11 protein-coding genes are annotated in these 18,529 nt (G+C 73.8%); 4 read left to right on the top strand and 7 right to left on the bottom strand.

Annotation, left to right across the window (positions count from 1 at the left end; all coding sequences use genetic code 11):
* Positions 1-32: 32 nt before the first annotated feature.
* Both AB0O28_RS12620 and AB0O28_RS12615 read left to right on the top strand, forming a co-directional pair.
* Positions 33-932 (top strand): PfkB family carbohydrate kinase, encoded by a 900-nt coding sequence (locus tag AB0O28_RS12620; RefSeq protein ID WP_363639345.1) that lies wholly within the window; start codon positions 33-35, stop codon positions 930-932.
* A gap of 12 nt (positions 933-944) precedes the next feature.
* Positions 945-2,051 carry a LacI family DNA-binding transcriptional regulator gene (locus tag AB0O28_RS12615; RefSeq protein WP_363639343.1) on the top strand — a complete coding sequence of 369 codons (1,107 nt, stop codon included), beginning with the start codon at positions 945-947 and terminating at the stop codon, positions 2,049-2,051.
* A gap of 101 nt (positions 2,052-2,152) precedes the next feature.
* Here AB0O28_RS12615 and AB0O28_RS12610 read toward each other — a convergent pair whose 3' ends face one another.
* Positions 2,153-3,193: a sulfotransferase gene (locus AB0O28_RS12610; RefSeq protein WP_363639341.1), complete on the bottom strand. Its 1,041-nt coding sequence runs from the start codon at positions 3,191-3,193 to the stop codon at positions 2,153-2,155.
* Positions 3,194-3,317: 124 nt separating this feature from the next.
* The gene (locus tag AB0O28_RS12605) at positions 3,318-4,208 is read right to left on the bottom strand and encodes a CDP-alcohol phosphatidyltransferase family protein (protein ID WP_363639339.1); all 891 of its coding nucleotides are present in this window, start codon (positions 4,206-4,208) and stop codon (positions 3,318-3,320) included.
* 155 nt (positions 4,209-4,363) lie between these two features.
* On the opposite strand from AB0O28_RS12605, the gene AB0O28_RS12600 reads away from it, so the two are divergent.
* On the top strand, positions 4,364-5,944 hold the full coding sequence (locus tag AB0O28_RS12600; RefSeq protein ID WP_363639337.1) for a stealth family protein: 1,581 nt from the start codon (positions 4,364-4,366) through the stop codon (positions 5,942-5,944).
* Here the strand turns inward: AB0O28_RS12600 and AB0O28_RS12595 are convergent.
* Both AB0O28_RS12595 and AB0O28_RS12590 read right to left on the bottom strand, forming a co-directional pair.
* Positions 5,911-7,461: a hypothetical protein gene (locus AB0O28_RS12595; protein WP_363639335.1), complete on the bottom strand. Its 1,551-nt coding sequence runs from the start codon at positions 7,459-7,461 to the stop codon at positions 5,911-5,913. The two genes, AB0O28_RS12600 and AB0O28_RS12595, sit on opposite strands and share 34 nt — an antisense overlap.
* Positions 7,462-7,532: 71 nt before the next feature.
* On the bottom strand, positions 7,533-10,481 hold the full coding sequence (locus tag AB0O28_RS12590) for a bifunctional glycosyltransferase family 2 protein/CDP-glycerol:glycerophosphate glycerophosphotransferase (protein WP_363639333.1): 2,949 nt from the start codon (positions 10,479-10,481) through the stop codon (positions 7,533-7,535).
* Positions 10,482-10,669: 188 nt separating this feature from the next.
* Here AB0O28_RS12590 and AB0O28_RS12585 point away from each other — a divergent pair, with 188 nt between their 5' ends.
* The gene (locus AB0O28_RS12585; RefSeq protein WP_363639331.1) at positions 10,670-11,212 is read left to right on the top strand and encodes an RICIN domain-containing protein; all 543 of its coding nucleotides are present in this window, start codon (positions 10,670-10,672) and stop codon (positions 11,210-11,212) included.
* A gap of 195 nt (positions 11,213-11,407) precedes the next feature.
* On the opposite strand, the gene AB0O28_RS12580 is transcribed toward AB0O28_RS12585, so the two are convergent.
* The 3 genes from AB0O28_RS12580 to AB0O28_RS12570 are packed head-to-tail and all read right to left on the bottom strand — an operon-like array spanning position 11,408 to position 18,472.
* A complete protein-coding gene (locus AB0O28_RS12580; protein ID WP_363639329.1) occupies positions 11,408-14,953 on the bottom strand; it encodes a glycosyltransferase in 3,546 nt (1,181 codons plus the stop codon).
* A gap of 10 nt (positions 14,954-14,963) precedes the next feature.
* Positions 14,964-16,556, bottom strand: a complete 1,593-nt coding sequence (locus AB0O28_RS12575; RefSeq protein WP_363639327.1) for a glycosyltransferase — start codon at positions 16,554-16,556, stop codon at positions 14,964-14,966.
* Entirely contained in the window at positions 16,553-18,472 is a 1,920-nt protein-coding gene (locus tag AB0O28_RS12570) for a glycosyl transferase family 2 (RefSeq protein ID WP_363639325.1), read from the bottom strand. Before AB0O28_RS12570 ends, AB0O28_RS12575 begins: the two co-directional genes overlap by 4 nt.
* Positions 18,473-18,529 lie beyond the last annotated feature (57 nt).

Below are 18,529 nucleotides of genomic sequence, written 5' to 3'. Positions count from 1 at the left end.
CACGCGGGGGCCCGCCTTGAAGGAGAGAGTCCATGAGAGTCCTCGGCTTCGGCGACAACGTCGTCGACCGGTTCCTCGATCGCGGCGTCGAGTATCCCGGCGGCAACAGCGTGAACGTGGCCGTCTACGCGCGGCGCCTCGGCGCCGACGCCGCCTATCTTGGGGTGTTCGGCGACGACGACCTCGGCGGCTTCATCCGGGAGTCGATCGCCGCGCAGGGAGTCGCCGTCGACCGCTGCGCCGTACGGGCCGGCGAGAGCGGCCTCTCCACCCTGCGCGTGGACGACGGCGACCGGGTCTTCCTCGGCTGGAACGGCGGCGGCGTCACGACCAGGGAGCCGATCGTCCTCGGCGACGACCTCCTCGGGTACGCCGCGACGTTCGACCTGGTGCACTCCAGCGTGTATTCGGGCAGCGAGGGCGAGCTGCCGAAGCTGGCCCGGCTGGACACGCTGGTGAGCTACGACCTGTCCAACGAGGACGAGTACCGCACGCCGGAGTATCTCGACCGGATCTGCCCCCACACCGATCTCGTCCTGCTGTCGTGCTCCCACCTCGGCGAGGACACCACGCGGGCCCTCCTGGCCGACGTCGTACGGCGGGGCGCGTCGCTCGCGCTGGCCACCCGGGGCGAGGAGGGGGCCATCGCGTACGACGGCCGCGTCACCCTCACCACCACGGCCGTCCGCGTGGAGGACCCGGCGCTGATGGCCGACACGATGGGCTGCGGCGACGCGTTCCTCGCGGGGTTCGCGGTGTCCCTGCTGCGCGCCGGCTGGCGAGCGGGCGCCGCGCCGGACGGCGACATGATCGCGGCCGCCCTGCGCGACGGCGCCCGATCGGCGCACGACCAGTGCTTGGTCGAAGGCGCGTTCGGTCACGGGCGGCCGGTGGTCGCTAGCATGTCGCCATCCCGTGATCGCGAGAAGTGAGGGACCCCAGCCATGCCGACTGACCGGGGCCAGGCCGCCGGTCGGCCGACCATCTCCGAGGTGGCGGCCGAGGCGGGCGTCGGCCGGGCGACCGCGGCCCGCACCCTCGGGGGGTACGGGCACGTCAGCCCGGAGCTGCGCAAGCGCGTGCTGGAGGCGGCCGAGAAGCTCGGTTACCGCGCCAACGCGCTCGCCCGCAGCATGTCGACCGGGGTGAGCCACACCATCGGGGTGATCGTCGCCGACATCGGCAACCCCTTCTTCGCCGGCGTCGTGCGCGGCATCTGCGACACCTCCCGAGCCCGCGGCTTCGACACGATCGTGCTGAGCACCTACGAGGAGCTCGACGAGGAGATCGCCGCGATGAACGTGCTGATCGACAAGCGCGTCGACGGCATCGTCGTCGCCTCGGCCGCACTGAGCGGCCGGGACGTCGGGCACGTCAAGGAGGCGCTGAACCGCGGCATCCCGGTCGTCCTCGTCGACCGGGCGGTCCCCTCGCTCGATCTCGACGCGGTCGTCATCGACAACCGCGACGCCGCCCGTGAAGGGGTCGAGCGGCTCATCGAGGCCGGGCATCGGCGGATCGGGTTCGTGTGGGGGCCGCCCGTGGCGGAGCCGCCGGCGACCCGGCGCGAGCTGCTGGCCGCGGCGTCCCGCAACCTGTGGACCGACGGCGAGCGCCTGCGCGGCTACCTCGACGCGCTCGACGACGCCCGGATCCCGTTCGATCCCGCGCTGGTGATGGTCGGACGCAAGGTCGAGGAGCGGGCGACCGAGGAGGTCGCGCGCATGCTCGCCCTGCCGGACCGCATCACCGCGCTGTTCTGCACGGAGGCCGAGGCGGTGACGGGAGCGCTGCGCGCCCTGCGGGCCGCCGGGCTCTCCTATCCGCGCGACGTCGCGCTCATCGGGTTCGACGACAGCGCCTGGGCGGCGGTCATGGACCCGCCGCTGACAATGATCGCGCAGCCGGTGCACGAGCTCGGCGCGAAGGCGGCCGAGGTGCTCCTCGACATCGTGCGCGGGGCCGAGCCCGGCCGGGAGACGCACACGCTCCGCTCACGCCTCATCGAACGATCCTCCGTCGCTCCCCCACCCGCGAACATCCCTTTGTGATCATGTAGTTTGCCGCCGCCGCATAAAAGTGCGTGATCACGACGGCCCGGGCAGGCGCGTTCTCTGCGGCAAACCACACGATCACGGCGCGGGGGTGGAGGTCAGCGGGGGAGCAGTTCCGGGGTGCGCTGCTGGGGCAGGCCGGCGAGCCTCCGCTGGCCCTCGGTCAGCAGCGCGGCGATCGGGCCGGGCTCGCGCAGCCGGGTGAGCCGGTCGCGGTTGTACTTGCGCAGCCGCGCCGCGCGGCGCTTGGCCACCGCCGCCTTGAACGCCGCGACGTGCTCACGGTCGGGCTTGCGCGCGCCGCTCAGCTCGTAGCCGTACGCGGTGAGCCGCTCGCCGAGCACCTCCTCGCACAGCGAAACCTCCCAGGGCTCCAGCCGGGAGGCCCACTTGCCCGAGTGGGCGGTGGTCACCTCCTCGTGCGTGTTGCTGTGCCACACCTTGTGCTTGGGCACGGCCAGCTCCGCCATGTGGCGGGGCTCGCACATCCCGGGGTCGTACTCCTCGCCGAGGAACACGCACAGCTTCTTCAGCTCGGTCTGCGGGTCGGCGGTGAGGTCCTCGTAGCGCAGCTCGTAGAAGCTGTCGGCCGGCAGCTTGCGGGCGTGCCGGCGGCCGAAGTCGACGGCCTCGGCCCAGTTGGCCATGGCGTGCACGGCGTCCGCCTTGTACCAGGGCATCTGCTTGAGCGAGGCGACGCAGTCCCGGCCGTCCCTGACGAGGTGAACGAACTGCGCGTCGGGGAACATCCGCATCAGCATCTCGACGTGCCGGTAGTAGCTGGGCCGCTTGTCGCCCCAGCGCGGCTTGCCGAAGCGCTCGGCGTAGCACTTGAAGACCATGCCGATGACCGAGCCGAAGCTGCCCGGGCCGAGCATGGCCGCCTGGACGAAGTCGGGACGGCTCAGCCCGAGCTCGTGGAACTTGGTGGTCCGGCCCTCGGCGATCCAGGTCGCCAGCCTGCGCCTGTTGTCGGCCAGCCGCATGTCGCCGTACGACCGCCGGGAGAAGTAGGCCGGGACGAGGAACCGCGTCTCGGGCGGGACCGCGATGCGCGGGTGCGAGTGCAGCATGAGCTGCAGCATGGTGGTGCCGGAGCGCGGGCAGCCGACGACGAAGACAGGTCTGTCCGAATGCATGAGTTCTATCCCCCGTGGTGAAATTGCCGGACGCCCGGCCGCCGCCCTCCCCCGGGCGCGGCTCGTGACGCGGGTCCTACGGCGTCACGCCGTACGAGCGTGTGGGTGCGGCCGAGACGGCCGGTCAGATAAGGATCTTCTCTCTTTCGTCGGCGGTGCCGGGCACCTGGCGCGACGCCAGCCAGACGCGGTAGACCAGGCTCATCTCGAACGCCAGCAGCAGCGCGCCGGCCACGAGCGAGACCGGCACCAGGGCCGCGGCCCCGAACAGCGGGGCCACGACGAAGACCGCGGCGTGGAACTCGATGCCGCTCACCACGTGGGTGCGCACCCGCCGCCGCACCAGGGCGACGCGGAACCGGTCGTACCAGGGGAAACGGGCGTGGAACGCCTTCTGCAGGTCGACCACGGTGGCGCCGGTGTCGTCGGCGACCTCGCCGAACTCCGCGGCGGCCTGCCCCAGCTCGGTCCGCGGCCGGGCGCGCAGAACGCTCTCGGCGAGGACGCACTGCCCCTCGAGCCGCGCCTCGACCAGCGCACGCGTGGCGTCCTTGACCCGTTTCAGCTGCGGGCCGTTGATGTAGCGGAACAGATCGAGCACGACGACGCCGACGGCGGCGAGCACCACGTCCGTGTCGCCCGTCCGGGTGTACTCCCCGAATCCCCAGCCGAAGGCGCAGGAGACCACCCGCACCCGGTCGCCGACGTAGTCGAGCCACAGGCCGAAGGGCGTCCCCGTGCCCTTGAGCCTGGCGATCTTCCCGTCCATGCAGTCGACCGTGAAACTCAGGTAGAACAGCACCGCGCCGGCGACGAGCGTGCCCTCCGCGAACGCGGCCGCCGAGGCGAAGCCGATCAGTATGGACAGTCTGGTCAGTCCGTTGGGCGTGATCGAAGTGTGGTTAGCCACGAGCAGCGCGAGCCGGCAGGCGAGCGGATCGACCATGAAGACGGTCCACCACGAGTCCCTCGGTTTGCGCGTCGCGAGTATGTCGTCCAGCGTGAAGCCCCCCATGCAGGCAAGAATGACTACAACGGGTAGCCGTTGGCCTGCTCTTCGGTAACAGGCGGGGCATCTCATTGCCGGTTCTTGACCGTCTCCCTCATCTACGTAAACCATCCGCCAATCCGGTCGCGGATCGGTTACAGTCCGTGGTCAAGGGGGAGACCATGCCCGTTGTCACGTTGTACCGGCGGTTGCAGGGGCGGCTGCCGTCGTGGGAGCCCGCACCGCGGGCCGCACTCATCCGGGCGGACGCGGGTCCGCTCCAGGCCCAGCGCGAGACGCTGGATGTGGTGTGCGCCCTGCTGACCGAGTCGGGTGTGCCGTACTTCTGTGTGCGCCCGTTGCCCAACCGGCCGCCGGTGGTGGCCGTGCCGGAGGACGAGCGCACACGCGCGCTCGCCGCGCTCGCCGCGGGCCGTCATCCGCTGTTCGCGGCGCGACAGCCGTACGGCAGGCAGGGGGCACGGGCCCGCCGGGCGGACGCCGGCCGGATGCGCCCGGTGCGGCGGGCGGCGGCGCTGCTCGGCGACGCCAGGGTCGTGCGGCTGGCCATGTATTTCTCCAGCCCTTCGCGCACGCTGACGCTCGGCCCGGAGAACGGCTGTGACCTGGAGTTCTGGGCGCGGGAGGGCGACGAACTCGTCGCCCCGCGGCCGAACCCGGCCTGCGACCGCGTTCCCGCCGACGGCCCCTCCGTGGACGGCGGCGAGGAGCTGTTCACGCCGCTGGCGTGCGCCGCCCGCAGGGCCCGCTCCTACCGCACCCGGCCCGAGTTCGTCCGGCGGCTGCTTGACGACATCGACTTCCCGATCGACGCCGTCTACACGTGGGTGGACGGCGCCGACCCGGCCTGGCGGGCCCGCCGGGACCAGGCCGAGCGCGACGAGGCGCTGCGCTCCGGCGGCCCACTGAGCGAGATGGCGACCACGGAGGCGCGGTTCACCAGCAGGGACGAGCTGCGTTATTCGCTGCGCTCCCTGTTGATGTACGCCCCGTGGATCAACAGGATCTGGATCGTCACCGACGGCCAGACGCCGCCGTGGCTCGACACCTCCCACCCCATGGTCTCGGTGGTCGACCACAAGGAGATCTTCGCCGACCCGTCGGTGCTGCCGGTGTTCAACTCCCACGCCATCGAGACGCAGCTTCACCACATCGACGGACTCAGCGAGCACTTCCTGTACTTCAACGACGACTTCTTCCTGGGGCGGCCGCTGCCTCCCCGGACGTTCTTCGAGGGCAACGGCATCACCCGCTTCTTCCCCAGCACCGTCCATGTGCCCTTCGGCCTGCCGGAGACCGAGGAGTCCCCGGTCCACGCCGCCGGCATGAACAACCGGCGCATCCTGGAGGACCTGACCGGCCGTACGATCACGCAGAAGCTCAAGCACGTGCCGTACGCGCTGCGCCGGTCGTTGATGTACGAGCTGGAGGGGCGTTTCGCGGCGGAGTTCACGGCGACCGCCCGCAGCAGGTTCCGCACGTCGCGGGACATCTCCGTGGTGTCCTCGCTGGCGCACTACTACGGCTACCTGAGCGGGCGTGCGGTCCCCGGCACGGTCGACTACACCTACGTCGACCTGTCGCTGCCGAAGACGCCCGCCAAGCTCCGCCGCATGCTGGCCCGGCGCAGGCACGACGTGTTCTGCCTCAACGACACCGCCCCCACCACCCCGGAGCAGGACGCGCTGCTGGCGCGGTTCCTCGAGGCCTACTTCCCCACCCCGGCGCCGTTCGAGCGGTGAGCGTGCCGCGGGACGTACCTGTCCACGAACAGGCCGCGGAAGATCCAGCGGCCCGCCGGGGCGAACGAACGGGCGACGAGGGCGCGCCGCCGGGCGGGCATCGCGTCCTTGCCCGTGTGGCCGACGACCCAGAGCGTACGCAGCCCGGCGAGCCGGGCGGCGAGCGCCCGGGGGCCCACTTCGCGGCCCGGGAAGCTGCCGTCGCGCTCGGGTGACAAGGCCAGCGCCACGTCGCGGAGCCTGCCGAAGACCGCCGGATAGACCACGGCGTATTTCCTGACCTTGGCGGGGACGAACAGCACCCCGTCTCCCGGCCTCGCCTCGGACGCGAGCAACGTCATGACCGGCCGGGGATCGTCCTGCCTGCCGTCCGGCCCGCGCGTGGCGATCTGCCCGGGAACAGACAGGCCGAGCCAGGCGGCCAGCATCGCGGCGGCGAGGCCGGGGGGCAGCGCGGCCAGGCCCGCCCCGGCGAGCAGCGCCGCCGCCGGAACGCAGCAGAAGACATACCGGAACACGTAGACGGGATGGACGGCCCAGGAGACCGTGAGCAGCACCAGCGCGGGCGCCAGCAGCCACGGCACCGTCAGCCGCACGAGCGCCCCCGCTGCGGCGGGAGGCGTTTCCCCGGTGGCGCCGATGGCCGGGGGATGCTCGGCGCGGCAGGCGGCGGCCTCCCCGCCCCGCATGGCGGCGGGCTCTTCACCGCAGCGGGCGACGCGGGCCCGGCGGACGCCCACGACCGCGGCACACGCGAGGCCGAAGAGCACGAGCGCCCAGGTCAGCGGGGCCACGCCGGGGCCCGTCGCGCCTCCCAGATCGCCGGACAGCTGAACGGCCAGCCTGCCCACGTCCGCCGCCTCCGGCCGGGAAATCCACCCCACCTGCGCGCTCTGCCCGGAGCCGAGCCAGGCCAGCGGCGCCACGGCCGCCAGTGCCGGCGTCGTCGCGCACGCCCACCGGAGCAGCGGTCCCCTGGACAGGATCAGGGTGACGCCGTGCGCCCCCGCGATCAGGAACGCGAACAGGTTGAGGTAGGCCAGCACGGTCAGCGCCGCCGCGTACGCCGCCAGGACCGCCGATGTGGGCGACCGCTGCAGGCGCAGGAACAGCAGGGTCACGCCGACCCCCGCCGCCGCCGTCATCGCATATGGCCGGGCCTCTTGGACATACCTGGAGAAGATGGGCATGAGGGCCAGCAGCACACCGCCGTACAGGCCCGCCCGGGGGACGCCGAGCGCCCGGCCGAGCGCGCCGGTCCCGGCCGCGGCCAGCGCCCCCGCGACGACCGACGGAATCCGCAACGTCACCTCGGCGGTGCCGTACAGGCCCGCGACGATGTGCATCAGCGCGTAGTAAAGGCCGTGCACCGCGTCGACCGACTGCAGCAGGTGCGCCAACTGGGGCAGGGTGCGGCCGGCCGCGCTGACGGTGGCCGCCTCGTCCCGCCACGGCGGCGGCCCGCCGAGATCCCACAGCCCGGCGGCCAGGGCGAAGACGGCCGGTACGACGATCACGACACCCGGCCGGTCCGGGCGCGCGCTCCGCCCGGGCTCCTCGCCCGGGCACGGCGGGAGCGGCGCGGGGGTCATGGCCGCATGCGCGCGACCACGCGCGCCGAGGCGTGCCCGTCGTCCCAGGGGCAGTATCTGCGGGCGAATCGCTCGTAGCGCGCCGCGAAGGGCCCGAGGTCGCCGTGCCGCAGCACGTCGAGCACGTCGTCGCCGGTCCTGAGGACGGGCCCGGGAGCCTCGTCCTCGAAGTCGAAGTAGAAGCCGCGCACCTCGTCCCGGTAGCGCTCCAGATCGGGTGCGAAGAACACCATGGGCCGGCCGGTGCACGCGAAGTCGAACATCGCCGACGAGTAGTCGGTGACCAGCACATCCGCCGCGGCCAATAGATCCGCCATGTCGGGAAATTTCGAGACATCGTGGATGCGGTCGCCGTTCGGGATCGCCATGTCCCTGGCCACCAGGTAATGCGCCCGCACGAGCAGCACGTCGTCGTCGCCCAGCGCCCCGGCGGCCCGGACCGGGTCGAGCGCGAGCCTCCCCGCGGCGTCGTCGTCCCGCCACGTCGGCGCGTACAGGATGACCCGCCGGTCCCCGGCCAGGCCCAGCCGCCTGCGGGCCGCACGGGCGCGCGCGGGGTCGAAGAGCACGTCGTTGCGCGGGTAGCCCGACTCCAGAATCTCCCCCTCATAGCCGAAGGCCCCGCGCAACGCGGAGGTGGCGAACGGGCTCGGCGACAGCAGCAGGTCCCACGTCGCCACCTGCCGCGCCAGTTCGTCGCGCGGCACCCGCTGTGCGTACGGCATGCCCTCCAGGTCGAGGCCCAGCCGCTTGAGCGGCGTGCCGTGCCAGGTCTGCACGACCGTCTGCCCGCGCGGCTTGCGATACCACCCCGGCTGCGTGCGCCGGTTGGCCACCACGAAGCGGCTGGTGCGCAGCGCCTCCTCGTGCTCGCGCGAGCCGTACAGGACCAGGCGCACGCCCGGCGGAACGGCGAACTGCCCGTCCCGGGTGACCCAGACGATCTCCGTGTCCGGATGGCGGCGCGCCAGTTCCTCCGAGACGGCCCGGGGATTGCACGAGTACTGTCCGCCGCCGTAGCTGTCGAACACGGCCGCGTTCCGCAGGGCGGTGCGGCGCGGCGCCGCCGCCCGCCGTCTGCGCGTCGCGTACGGCCCGCGCTCGTGCGGGCCGAGCGCGGGGCGCACCGCGAGGCTCAGGTCGCCGTCGCGTGAGGTGCGGACGGAGATCTCGTGGAACCCGGTGACACGCGGCCGCGGCGGGTCGGCGATCACGGCCGGGCTCAGGCGCACGCGCTCGTCCCCGCCCGCCGGTGACAGGGCGAGCACGCGCCAGGTCCCGCTGCGGAGCGGAAGTCCCTCGGCCGTCCTGCCGATGGCGGCCGTCCATGTCTCCTCATCCCGGCGGACCGGCCAGGAGTGCCGCTCCGCGCCGCGTTCCAGGACGATCCGGCCGCCCGGGCACGGGCCCGTCCCCTCCAGGACCAGCTCGCCGGACTCCGACCACCGGACCGCGTTCACCTGGCCGGCGGACTCAGTCCGCCGAGCCGTGTCCGCGCGGCCGTCGGGCTCGGGAGACGGGCTGGCAGCGGCGCGGGGGCCGAGCGTGAGCCCCCGGTCGCGGGTGAGGCTGACGCGCACGTTCCCGGCGTCGAAGACGCGCTCGCCCGAGGTTCCGAGCGCCCGGCCCGCCCGGGTGACGCCCCGCGCCCGGACCCGCGCGTGCAATGCCCACCGGCCGGACGGCAGGGCGTCGATGGCGACCACGGTCTCGAAGCCGGAGTCGTCGTGGCAGGCGACGGACTGCCGGGAGTCCGCGGTCACGTCGGGCCTGCTGGTCCGCCGCACCTGCAGGGTGATCCGCTCCTCTCCGCGCTGGAGCCACAGCTCGATCCGGCTGCGCCCGCTGTCCAGATGCGCGATGTACGCGTGGCCGGCCAGGACGAGCCTGCCGTCCGTGTGACGTACGTCGTCCACGCAGGCGACGAGCCGCAGGTCGCGGGAGGCGTCGAACAACGAGCGCGGCAGCCGGGGGTCCCTGCGGAAGGGGTAGTCGAGATACCAGCGGCGGCGCCTCAGCCCCCGCCGCAGCACGCCCCGGTGTCTGATCTCCGACGCGGCGAACATCCGCAGCTCCGCCAGTTCGCCGGTCATGTCGTGCGCGGCGAGGTGGATCCGGAGCCGCCTGAGGACCGGCAGCCGTTCCAGCGCGCCGGGGTCGAGACGGCCCAGGGCCTCGGCGAGCCCGTCCGGGACCCGGTCGCGTACGGCGTCAAGCACCGCTTCGAGGTCGGGCCCCTCGGCGAGGCGCAGGTCGTAGGCCGTGCGCAGCTCGGGCGCGTGCCGCCGGAGCAGGTCCGACACCTCCAGCATCGCCCGCAGGCGGCGCAGCGGGTCGGTGGACGGCCGGGACCCACGAGTGAGGCAGACCACCTCGCCGAGCACGTCGGCCGAGGTGGACAGCACGTGCGCGGGGATCGTCACCGGGAAGTCCTCGCCCAGCCCCGCGGGGAAGGCGAACCCGTGCCGGTTCCAGAACTCCCGGCGGAACACGGTGCCGCCCGCCCGAGGGTCGTCCAGCAGCTTCGGATGCCGGGTGATGTGCGTGCGCAGGAACTCCCTGGCCTTCACTGCCGCGCCCGTCGCGTGCGGCGTCCAGGTGCGGATCCGGCCGCAGGCGAGGTCGGAGCCGGTGTGATCGAGGGCGCCGACCAGCGCGCGGTAGGCGTCCGCGGGGACCACCGAGCCGGGGTCGGCGAAGGTGAGGTAGCGCCCGGTGGCGAAGGCCGCTCCCGCGTTACGCGCCGTTCCGGGGTCGTCGCCGCCGTCGCCGAGCGTGAGGAGCGTGAACCTGTGGTCGGGGGGGCGAACACCCCGCGGGCGACCGGCGAGGATCACTTCCAGGTCGTCGAGGGTCTGGTCGCGTAGGGATTCGAGGCACTCCTCGGCGTGTTCCTCCCCGCCGTGCAGGGGGACGACCACCGAGAGCCTGGGAGGCACGGTCACGCCGCCAGGATGCCGACGCACGGCGGATGACACCGGGCCGATCCCCATTGCCTTACGGTCACTTGCCCACCTCTTGACCGTTCCGACCTCGGCAGGATGGTCACAGTCAGTGAAAGATATCGTTACAGTCAGTAATACTCCATGGTAGATAAGGGCTTGCTGGATCTCCCACAAATTCAGGAGGCTCGATGGCACTCACGCTGACCGGTCGGACACTGGCGGTGGCCGCCTGTCTGCTCACCGGCTCCCTCACCTTGGCGGCGCCGGCCATCGCCGCCGGCGGCGACGGGGCCGGCCGGCTGAAGGCGAAGTTCGTCGCCAACCTGGTCGCCCGCCACAGTGGCAAGTGCCTGGACGTCTACGGCCGGGACACCGCCGACGGAGCCAGGGTCGTGCAGTGGACCTGCGGCAACGAGTGGCCCAACCAGGAGTTCAGATTCGTGGCGACCAGCGACGGTTACTACACGATCCGCGCCGAGCACAGCGGCAAGTGCCTGGACGTCTACGGCCGGGACACCGCCGACGGAGTCAGGGTCGTGCAGTGGACCTGCAACGGCGCCGCCAACCAGGAATGGCGGCTCGACCAGAAGGACAACGGCTACTTCACCGTCGTCGCCCGGCACAGCGGCAAGTGCCTGGACGTCTACGGCCGGGACACCGCCAACGAGGCGAGGATCGTGCAGTGGTCCTGCGGCAAGGGATGGTCCAACCAGGAATGGCGGCTCGCCTGACCGCCCCACACGTGACGGCGCGCTGAAGCTCGGCGGACCGGCGTTCCGCCGGTGACGTCGGCGACTCGAGAAGGCCCGGCAGTCGTACGGCTGCCGGGCCTTCCCCCGATCCCAGAGTTCCCGCTCGTGCGGCGTAGGCCCTCGATTTCGGCCGCCCACCTGTCGTCACGGCCCGGGCGGGTCAGGCGGGGCGGGTCAGGCGAACAGGGCGTCCACCGCCCGGCGGGCGGCGTGGCCGTCGGCCATGGGGCGGTACCTCTCCAGGAACGCGCCGAGCGCGTCCGCATGCTTGTCCTCGATCTCGTCGAGGTGCGCGACCGCGTCGAGCACCTCGGCCTCCGCCCCGGCGCCACGGCCCAGCACGGGCCCCGGCGCCTCGGGGTGCGGCCACGGGTCCTGCCGCCCGCCCGCGTGCAGGAGCACGGGGCGTCCCGTGACCGCGAAGTCGAACACCGCCGCCACGTCCCCGGCGATCAGGACGTCGGCGGCGAGATACAGCTCGTGCGGATCCGGGTGGCCGGTGACGTCGCGCAGGCGCGCGTCGCCCGGCCCGGCTCCGTGCCGCACCGCACCGCGATGCCGGACGACTCCCTCGGAACCGGCGGCGCCGTGCGGTCGCCGGGCCGGCGTCCCCACGGCCTCGGGCGAACGGACCAGCAGCACATGGTCGCGCGGCAGGCCCGCCGCCACGCGTGCGGGGTCGAGCGTGTCGTGCCTCCCGGCGGCGTACAGCAGGACTCTCGCGTCCTCCGGCAGGCCGAGGCGGCGCCGCACCTCTGCGGCGCGTTCCCGGGCGCCCGGCCCGGTCAGCAGGTCGTCGCACGGCAGGCCGGTCTCCAGCACCTCCCCCTCATAGCCGAACGCCCGCCGCAGCAGGGGCGTCCACCACGGGCCCGCGCCGACGAGATGGGTCCACTGGTCCGCCCCGAAACCGGCACCGAAACCGGCACCGAAGCCCGCCCCGGGACCGGCCTCGTGACCCCAGGCCGGCTCCCGCTCCGTGAAGGACTGCCGGTCGTACACCGGCTCCTGCCAGGTCTGCACGACCACCTGGCCGGGCCTGCGGTCGAACCACGGCGGCAGCGGCGCGTCGGTGACGACGTAGCGGCATCGGGCCAGCGCCTCGTAATACTCACGTCCCAGCGTGCGCACCGGTTCGACGTCGCCGGGCAGGGCGACCTGCCCGTCCCGCACGTTCCACAGCAGCGGCAGGTCGCTCCCCCGGCGGCGCAGTTCCTCGCAGACCGCCCTCGGGCTGCCGCCGAAGCGGGTGCCCGCGCCGCCGTCGAACAGGACCGCGTCCCGCAGCGGCCTGTCCCTCATCTGGGGATAGGTCCTCGTGCGCAGCACCCGCTGGGCCTTCTTGCCACGCTCGTCGGCGGTCAGGTCGCCGCTCACGGTCAGCACCGCCCGCCCCGGACCCGACGTGACGATCCCGAACGTACGGCGGGCCGTCTGGTGGGCCGCCGGCACGTCCGTGTCGAACTCGAGCGGCAGGTCCGCCCATCCTCCCCCGGCGGCGCGCGCCCTGATCGACAGGGCGTACCGGCCGCGCGGCAGCGGCAGCGGCCCCACGGGCGAGCCGGCCTGCTCGGGCGTCAGGCGGGCCCGGAACCGGGTCCCGGCGCCCTCGATCGGCAGCAGCCACTCCCCCGGGCCCGGGATGACGGGGGCGAGAGAGGTCACCACCAGCGCCGACACCTCGTGCGGCACCGCGAGGCCGCCCTCGATGAGCAGCTCCCCCCCTCCCCCTCGACGCGCGGGCAGCCACTCGGCGAGGTCGGCGTACGCGGCGACGGGCTGGTCCCGCAGAACCAGGCCGCCGGTGCGGTCGCGGGCCACGACGATCTCCCGGCCGGCCAGGCCGTACCGGCCGGTGGGCACGTCCTCGGCGAGCGTCACGGGCGTCACCGTGCCGTCGGCGGCCCGCACCTCGACCTCCCACCACACCTCGGGGTCGGCCACCTCCGCCGGCACGGTCACCTCACGGAACACGGGGGACCGTGAGGCGGGCTGCAGATCGCGCAGGTCGACGGCGGCCTCGAACGTGCGCCGGTCGACGTTCACGGGGTAGGTGCGGGGAACACCTCCCGGACGCCGGGTGACCTGGAGCACCGGGCTCGGGCCGAGGTCGTTGACGATATGGCCCACCAGGCGCAGACGGCCGTCGCGCACCTCCCGGGTGACGACCCGGGCGGTCTCCCGCCCGGCCCGGAGCACGAGGTCACCGGTCTCCCCGAGCAACGGCGCGACATAGTGATCGGAGCCCACGGCGCGGTAGCCCGCGTGCTCGACGACCGAGGTGCCGGCGCGCGGATCGGACAGCCGTCCGCGCCGCAGGACGCCCCGGTGCAGCACGCGCAGCTCCACGTGCCACCGCCCGAGGCGGCCCGGCCTGGTCAGCGCGGCCGGGTCGATCGCGAGCCGGAACCCGCCCCAGTCGCGCTCCTTCGACTTCGTGGACACCCTGGCCCTGGTGACCGACGCCGGCACGCGGACGCGCCGGCCGGTCCGTTCGTGGACGAGGGCGGCGAAGACCTGCTGGTGAACCCGCCGGGTGGGCCGCAGGTACGGCGGGGCCGCCCGGCCCTCCACCACGAGCACGCCGTCCTCCCATCGGACCGCGTCGATGCGGTGCCTCGGCACGAGTTCGTCCCTGGCCCTGGTCACGGTGGCGGGGATCTCCCGGTCGGAGGATCGGGTGAGGGGCGGGTTCAGGTGGTGGCCGCCCACCCTGCGCACGAGCCGCCGGTCGGGCCTCACCTCCCGGTCCCATGCGAGGACCTCCAGCAGGTCGGGCAGGCGGCGCAGGCGCGCGAGATGCCACTGCAGACGTCGCAGCGCGGGCAACCCGTCGAGCACGGGGACCGCCACGTCCTCCAGGTACAGGCCGGCGAGGTCGAGGAACCGCTCCCGGAACGCCGGGGACGCCTGGTCGAGCACGTCGAGGAAGTTCGTGAGGTCGCCGTCGAGAACGGCGTGATCCCAGGCGTGGATGTGCGCGGTGAAGTGGTGCTCGCTCAGGAAGCGGCGGACCTCGGTGACGGCGGCGAACCGGTCCTCCAGGTGCACGGCCCGCGCCTTGTCCTGGGTGATCGATCGGCCGCCGCCCTCGCGCCGCCGCCACAGGTAGACCGGTGCGGGCAGCACGTCCACGGCCCGCGCCAGGAAGTGGGCGCGCAGGGCCACGGCGATGTCCTCGTACAGCACGCCCTCCGGGAAGGCGAACCCGTGGGCGTCCCAGAACGAGCGGCGCCACAGCTTGTTGGTGACCAGGCGGTCGCGCAGGAGCGTGTGCGTACGGGTGATGTGGGTGCCCGCGGCGGCGTCGGCGAAGACGGCCCGGTGCATGGCCGACTGGCGGGCGCCGCGTCCGTCGAGGCGCAGCACGTTGCCCGTGGCGAGGTCCGACCCTGTCCGCTCGAGGGACGCCAGGAGGTATTCGAGGGCGTGCGCAGGCAGCAGGTCGTCGCTGTCGAGGAACATGAGGTAGTCCCCGGTCGCGTGCCGCACTCCCGTGTTGCGCGCCGCCCCGAGGCCGGTGTTGGCCTGGTGGACCAGCCGGAACCGGCCGTCCCGCGCCGCGAATCCACCGGCGATCCCGGCGCTGCCGTCCGGCGAGCCGTCGTCGACCATGACGACCTCGATGTCCTCCCACGTCTGCGCGGCGACCGAGGCCAGGCAGCCGGCGAGGTACGGTTCCACGTCGTAGATCGGGATGATCACACTGAGGCGGGGCACGGGCGCTCCTTCAGGTCGGCGAAGCGGCGGACGGAGACACGAGCGCGCGCAGGCGCCGGCGGATCAGACGGGCGGTACGGCGCAGCGGCCTGGTCAGGGGGCGGCGGGAGCCTCCGCCGGCCACGCCGGGGGCGCCGGCCCGGACGCGGCCGGGCACCGGCGGGGCGGTGGTCGCGGCGATCGCGGCAGGCAGGAATCCCCACGTGGAGCCCGCCTCCCACACCGTGCCGTACATCTCGTGGACCAGGTCGTCGAGGTCGTCGCCCGGTCCCGCGCAGCGGCGGGCGCGGCTCATCGCGGCGGTGCGCTCCAGCCGGGCGCGCACGACGCGGCCGTCCTTCCGCTCGTCGAGCGCGAGCGATACGATCCCCAGCCGCTGCCGGTCGGCGTGCTTCACGATCGATCCGAGGGTGCCGCGCGACGGCACCCAGCCCGGCGGGCAGTGGAAGCGGAACGGCACGGGGAAGCAGTCGTCCGGCACGGCCTCGTGGAACCGCACGCGCGGCTCGCCCTGGTAGCAGGCGAGCACCAGCCGCAGGTCGAGCGAGGGGTCGCCGAGCGGGTCGCGCCGCCCGCCGCCGAGCCGCCCCCAGGGGCCGACGACCGTCACCCGCACGTCGGGCAGCCGCCCGGCGAGCACGGCGTCGACGGTCGCCCTGACCTCCTCGAACGACGCGTCCCCCACCTCGATCACGACCTCGACGTACGGCACGAGGTAGGTGCGGCCGGGGTGCCTGCGCAGCCAGCGGAAGCTCGGGATGCGCTCGGCGAGGTGGGGCCAGTTGTGCCGCTTCACGTCGGGTTCGCGGCGCATGACGGTGGACCGGCCGAGATGCCAGCACCGGCTGCGGCGATCGGGCACGAACACGGCGCCCGCCTGGGCCAGCCGGTAGCCGAGCTCGGTGTCCTCGCCGAGGACCAGCGAGGCGTCGAGCCCTCCGGCGGCGCGCAGCAGGGCGGCGGGCAGCGAGGCGGTGGCCCCGACCATGACCGAGAACGCGCCGAAGCCGGCCGCCCGCAGGTCGTCGGTCTGGTCCCAGCGCCGCTCTGTCCACTGCGGCGTGGCCTCGTCCTCTGCGAAGAGCTTGGGCACCGCGCCCGCCTCGACGGCCGCGAGCACCTCGCTCGCCGGGATCTCGTCGAGGCCGGGCACGAACCTCAGGTGCCCGAGCACGACCAGGTAGTCGGCCAGGTGGTGCCAGCGCATCTGGGCCTCCACGTGCTCGGGGAACAGCACGAGGTCGGCATCCAGGAAGAGGATCACCTCACCCTCGGCCGCCTCGGCCCCCGCCGCGCAGGCGCTCGCCCTTCCCCACGCCCCGTCACGCGGGCGGACCACCCGCAGCCGCTCCGGCAGCGCCCCGGCCGACGACATGGGCGGCGGCTCCATGGGCCGCTCGCCGTCGTCCACCACCACGACCTCCATGAGGTGGGCCGGGTAGGTCTGCCGGGCCAGACCGGCCAGCGTCAGCGGCAGCGTACGCTCCACGCGGTAGGCGGGGATCACCACGCTCACCGTGCGCGTGGGACTCCATTCCCCCGGCTCGGGCGGCTCCCCGAGCACCCCGTAGTCGTTGAGCGGGATGCGCACAGGCCCCCTCACGTCCTCACCTCCGCTCGGCATCGGGCACCGTCCTCCATCAGTTCGTTGAAGACCAGCCCGCGCCACTGCTCCTGGTAGGACGCGAGGAACGACTGAACGGGCTGGCGCCAGGTGTGGCCGTACGCACTGCGGCGGCGCAGCACGTAACCGAGGCCGTGGGTGCGGTAGATCCGGCCGCCGGCGGCCTCCACGGCCTGCAGCAGCTGACCGTCCACGGTCCTCGCCAGGGGCCGGAAGCCGCCGGCCGCTTCGAACGCCGCCCGGGCGATCAGCATGGTGCCCCCGGCCACCAGCGGCGCGAACCGCTCGGTGCCGATGCACCTCCTGATCGTCACGTCGAGCGACTCCAGGTAGACGAACTCCGCCGCCGACCCGACGAGGTCGGCGCCGCTGTAGTGGCGGGCGAGCAGGAGGTCGGCGAGGTGGTCGGGCCCGTACCAGTCGTCGTCGTCCACCTTGGCGAGGTACGACCCGGAGGCCACGGCCGCCATCCGGTTCAGGACCTCCCCGAACGGCGTCACGGCGGGGGCCTCGATCACGGTGAGCGGCAGCCGCGTGCGGGGGATCGCCGCCTCCCGCGCGGTGAAGCCGTGGAGCCCCACGATCAGCTCGGCGGTCACCCCGCGCTGGCGCTCCATCTGCCCGACCGCGAACGGCACCATCTCCGGGCGGCGCGTGCACAGCAGGATCGAAACCCTCGGCTCCGGCGGCACCGGCAGGCCGGCGCCCAGCGCGAGACGCCGCCAGCGGGCGGCGGCCCCGTGCTCGCGCAGCGCGGCCCTGCGCAGCCGGATGCTCAGCTCCTCGCGGCGCAGGTCGGACGCGAGCGCCTCGCCGGTCACGGCGGCGAGCGCGGCGGCGAGGCCGGGGCCCAGCGCCCGGTCGCGGGCCGGATCGGGCGCGGCGAGCACCGGGATCCCGGCGGCCGCGAGGGCCGCCACGACACGCGCGGCCGTCTGCGACCGTCCGGCGAGCGCGGGCACCTCGACCCCCCGCACGTCGCGCAGGCGGGCGACGTCCACGTCGGTGACCCGCCCCGAGGCCGGAAGCCGGACGAGTCTGCCCTCGCCCCGGGTGACGACGAACCCGTCCCGGTGCGCGGCGAGCGCCGCCACGCCGCCCGAGGGATGCTGCCGGAACCCGATGGGGTTCACCACGGCCTCGTCCAGCGGCGGCACCATGTTGTCCGCGAGACCGCCGGCGCCGTCCGGAAGATCACCGGCGCGCAGCAGCAGATCGCAGCCGGGGGCGTCGCGGCGGTCCGGCACGGGCCCGCCGGGCGGCGACAGCGTCACGTTGGGGTCGCCGGGCCGCCAGTCGGCCGTGCCGCCGCCCTCCAGCCCCGCGACGGGACCGGTCGCCTCGCACGCGCCGAACAGGCCGAGCGCGACGTGGGCCACGACGTCGCCGGCCCGCACGGGCTCGGTGAAGGCGGCGTCCAGGTGCCAGCCGCGCCCCCGGCGTACGACCCGCATCTCGGTCAGGTGCCGCCAGCAGGCGCCCGGTGCGGCGGCCGGCAGCGGCTGGGCCGCCCAGGGCGGCACGTCGGCGACGGCGATCCGAATCCGCGTCGCCGCGGGCAGCAGGCCGCGCAGCGGCACCGCTCTGCGGAGATCGGCCGGGGACCGCGCCGCGAGCACGACACATCCGAGCACGACGCGTCCGAGCGCACCGGTCTCGCCCGGCGCCCGGCCGGCGCGGTCCGCGCTTGCCGGAAGGGTGCCTCCGGCGTCGGCGCCGTGACTCGTGTCCCGGCTCGCGTCCACGTCGCCCGCCGGAACCGGAGGCGGGACGGGGACGTCCTCCAGCGGGGTCCACGGACCGGCGAAGCCCTCGACGAGGCGGCCGGGCAGCGTGGGACAGGATTCGAACCCGATCCACGTCCCCCACGCCGACCGGGTGGCGGCTCGCGTCACCCGCCCTCCTCACGCTGCCCGGTTCCTCATCCGACCGGCCCAGCATCGCGAACGCCA

The sequence above is a fragment of the Microbispora sp. NPDC088329 genome (assembly GCF_040685655.1).
GTDB lineage: Bacteria > Actinomycetota > Actinomycetes > Streptosporangiales > Streptosporangiaceae > Microbispora.
This window is presented reverse-complemented; position numbering and strand designations above follow the sequence as displayed.

Coding starts and splice junctions, on each gene's coding strand:
- AB0O28_RS12620 (WP_363639345.1), top strand. CDS start 33: ATGAGAGTCCTCGGCTTCGGCGACAACGTCGTCGACCGGTTCCTCGAT.
- AB0O28_RS12615 (WP_363639343.1), top strand. CDS start 945: ATGCCGACTGACCGGGGCCAGGCCGCCGGTCGGCCGACCATCTCCGAG.
- AB0O28_RS12610 (WP_363639341.1), bottom strand. CDS start 3,193: ATGCATTCGGACAGACCTGTCTTCGTCGTCGGCTGCCCGCGCTCCGGC.
- AB0O28_RS12605 (WP_363639339.1), bottom strand. CDS start 4,208: ATGGGGGGCTTCACGCTGGACGACATACTCGCGACGCGCAAACCGAGG.
- AB0O28_RS12600 (WP_363639337.1), top strand. CDS start 4,364: ATGCCCGTTGTCACGTTGTACCGGCGGTTGCAGGGGCGGCTGCCGTCG.
- AB0O28_RS12585 (WP_363639331.1), top strand. CDS start 10,670: ATGGCACTCACGCTGACCGGTCGGACACTGGCGGTGGCCGCCTGTCTG.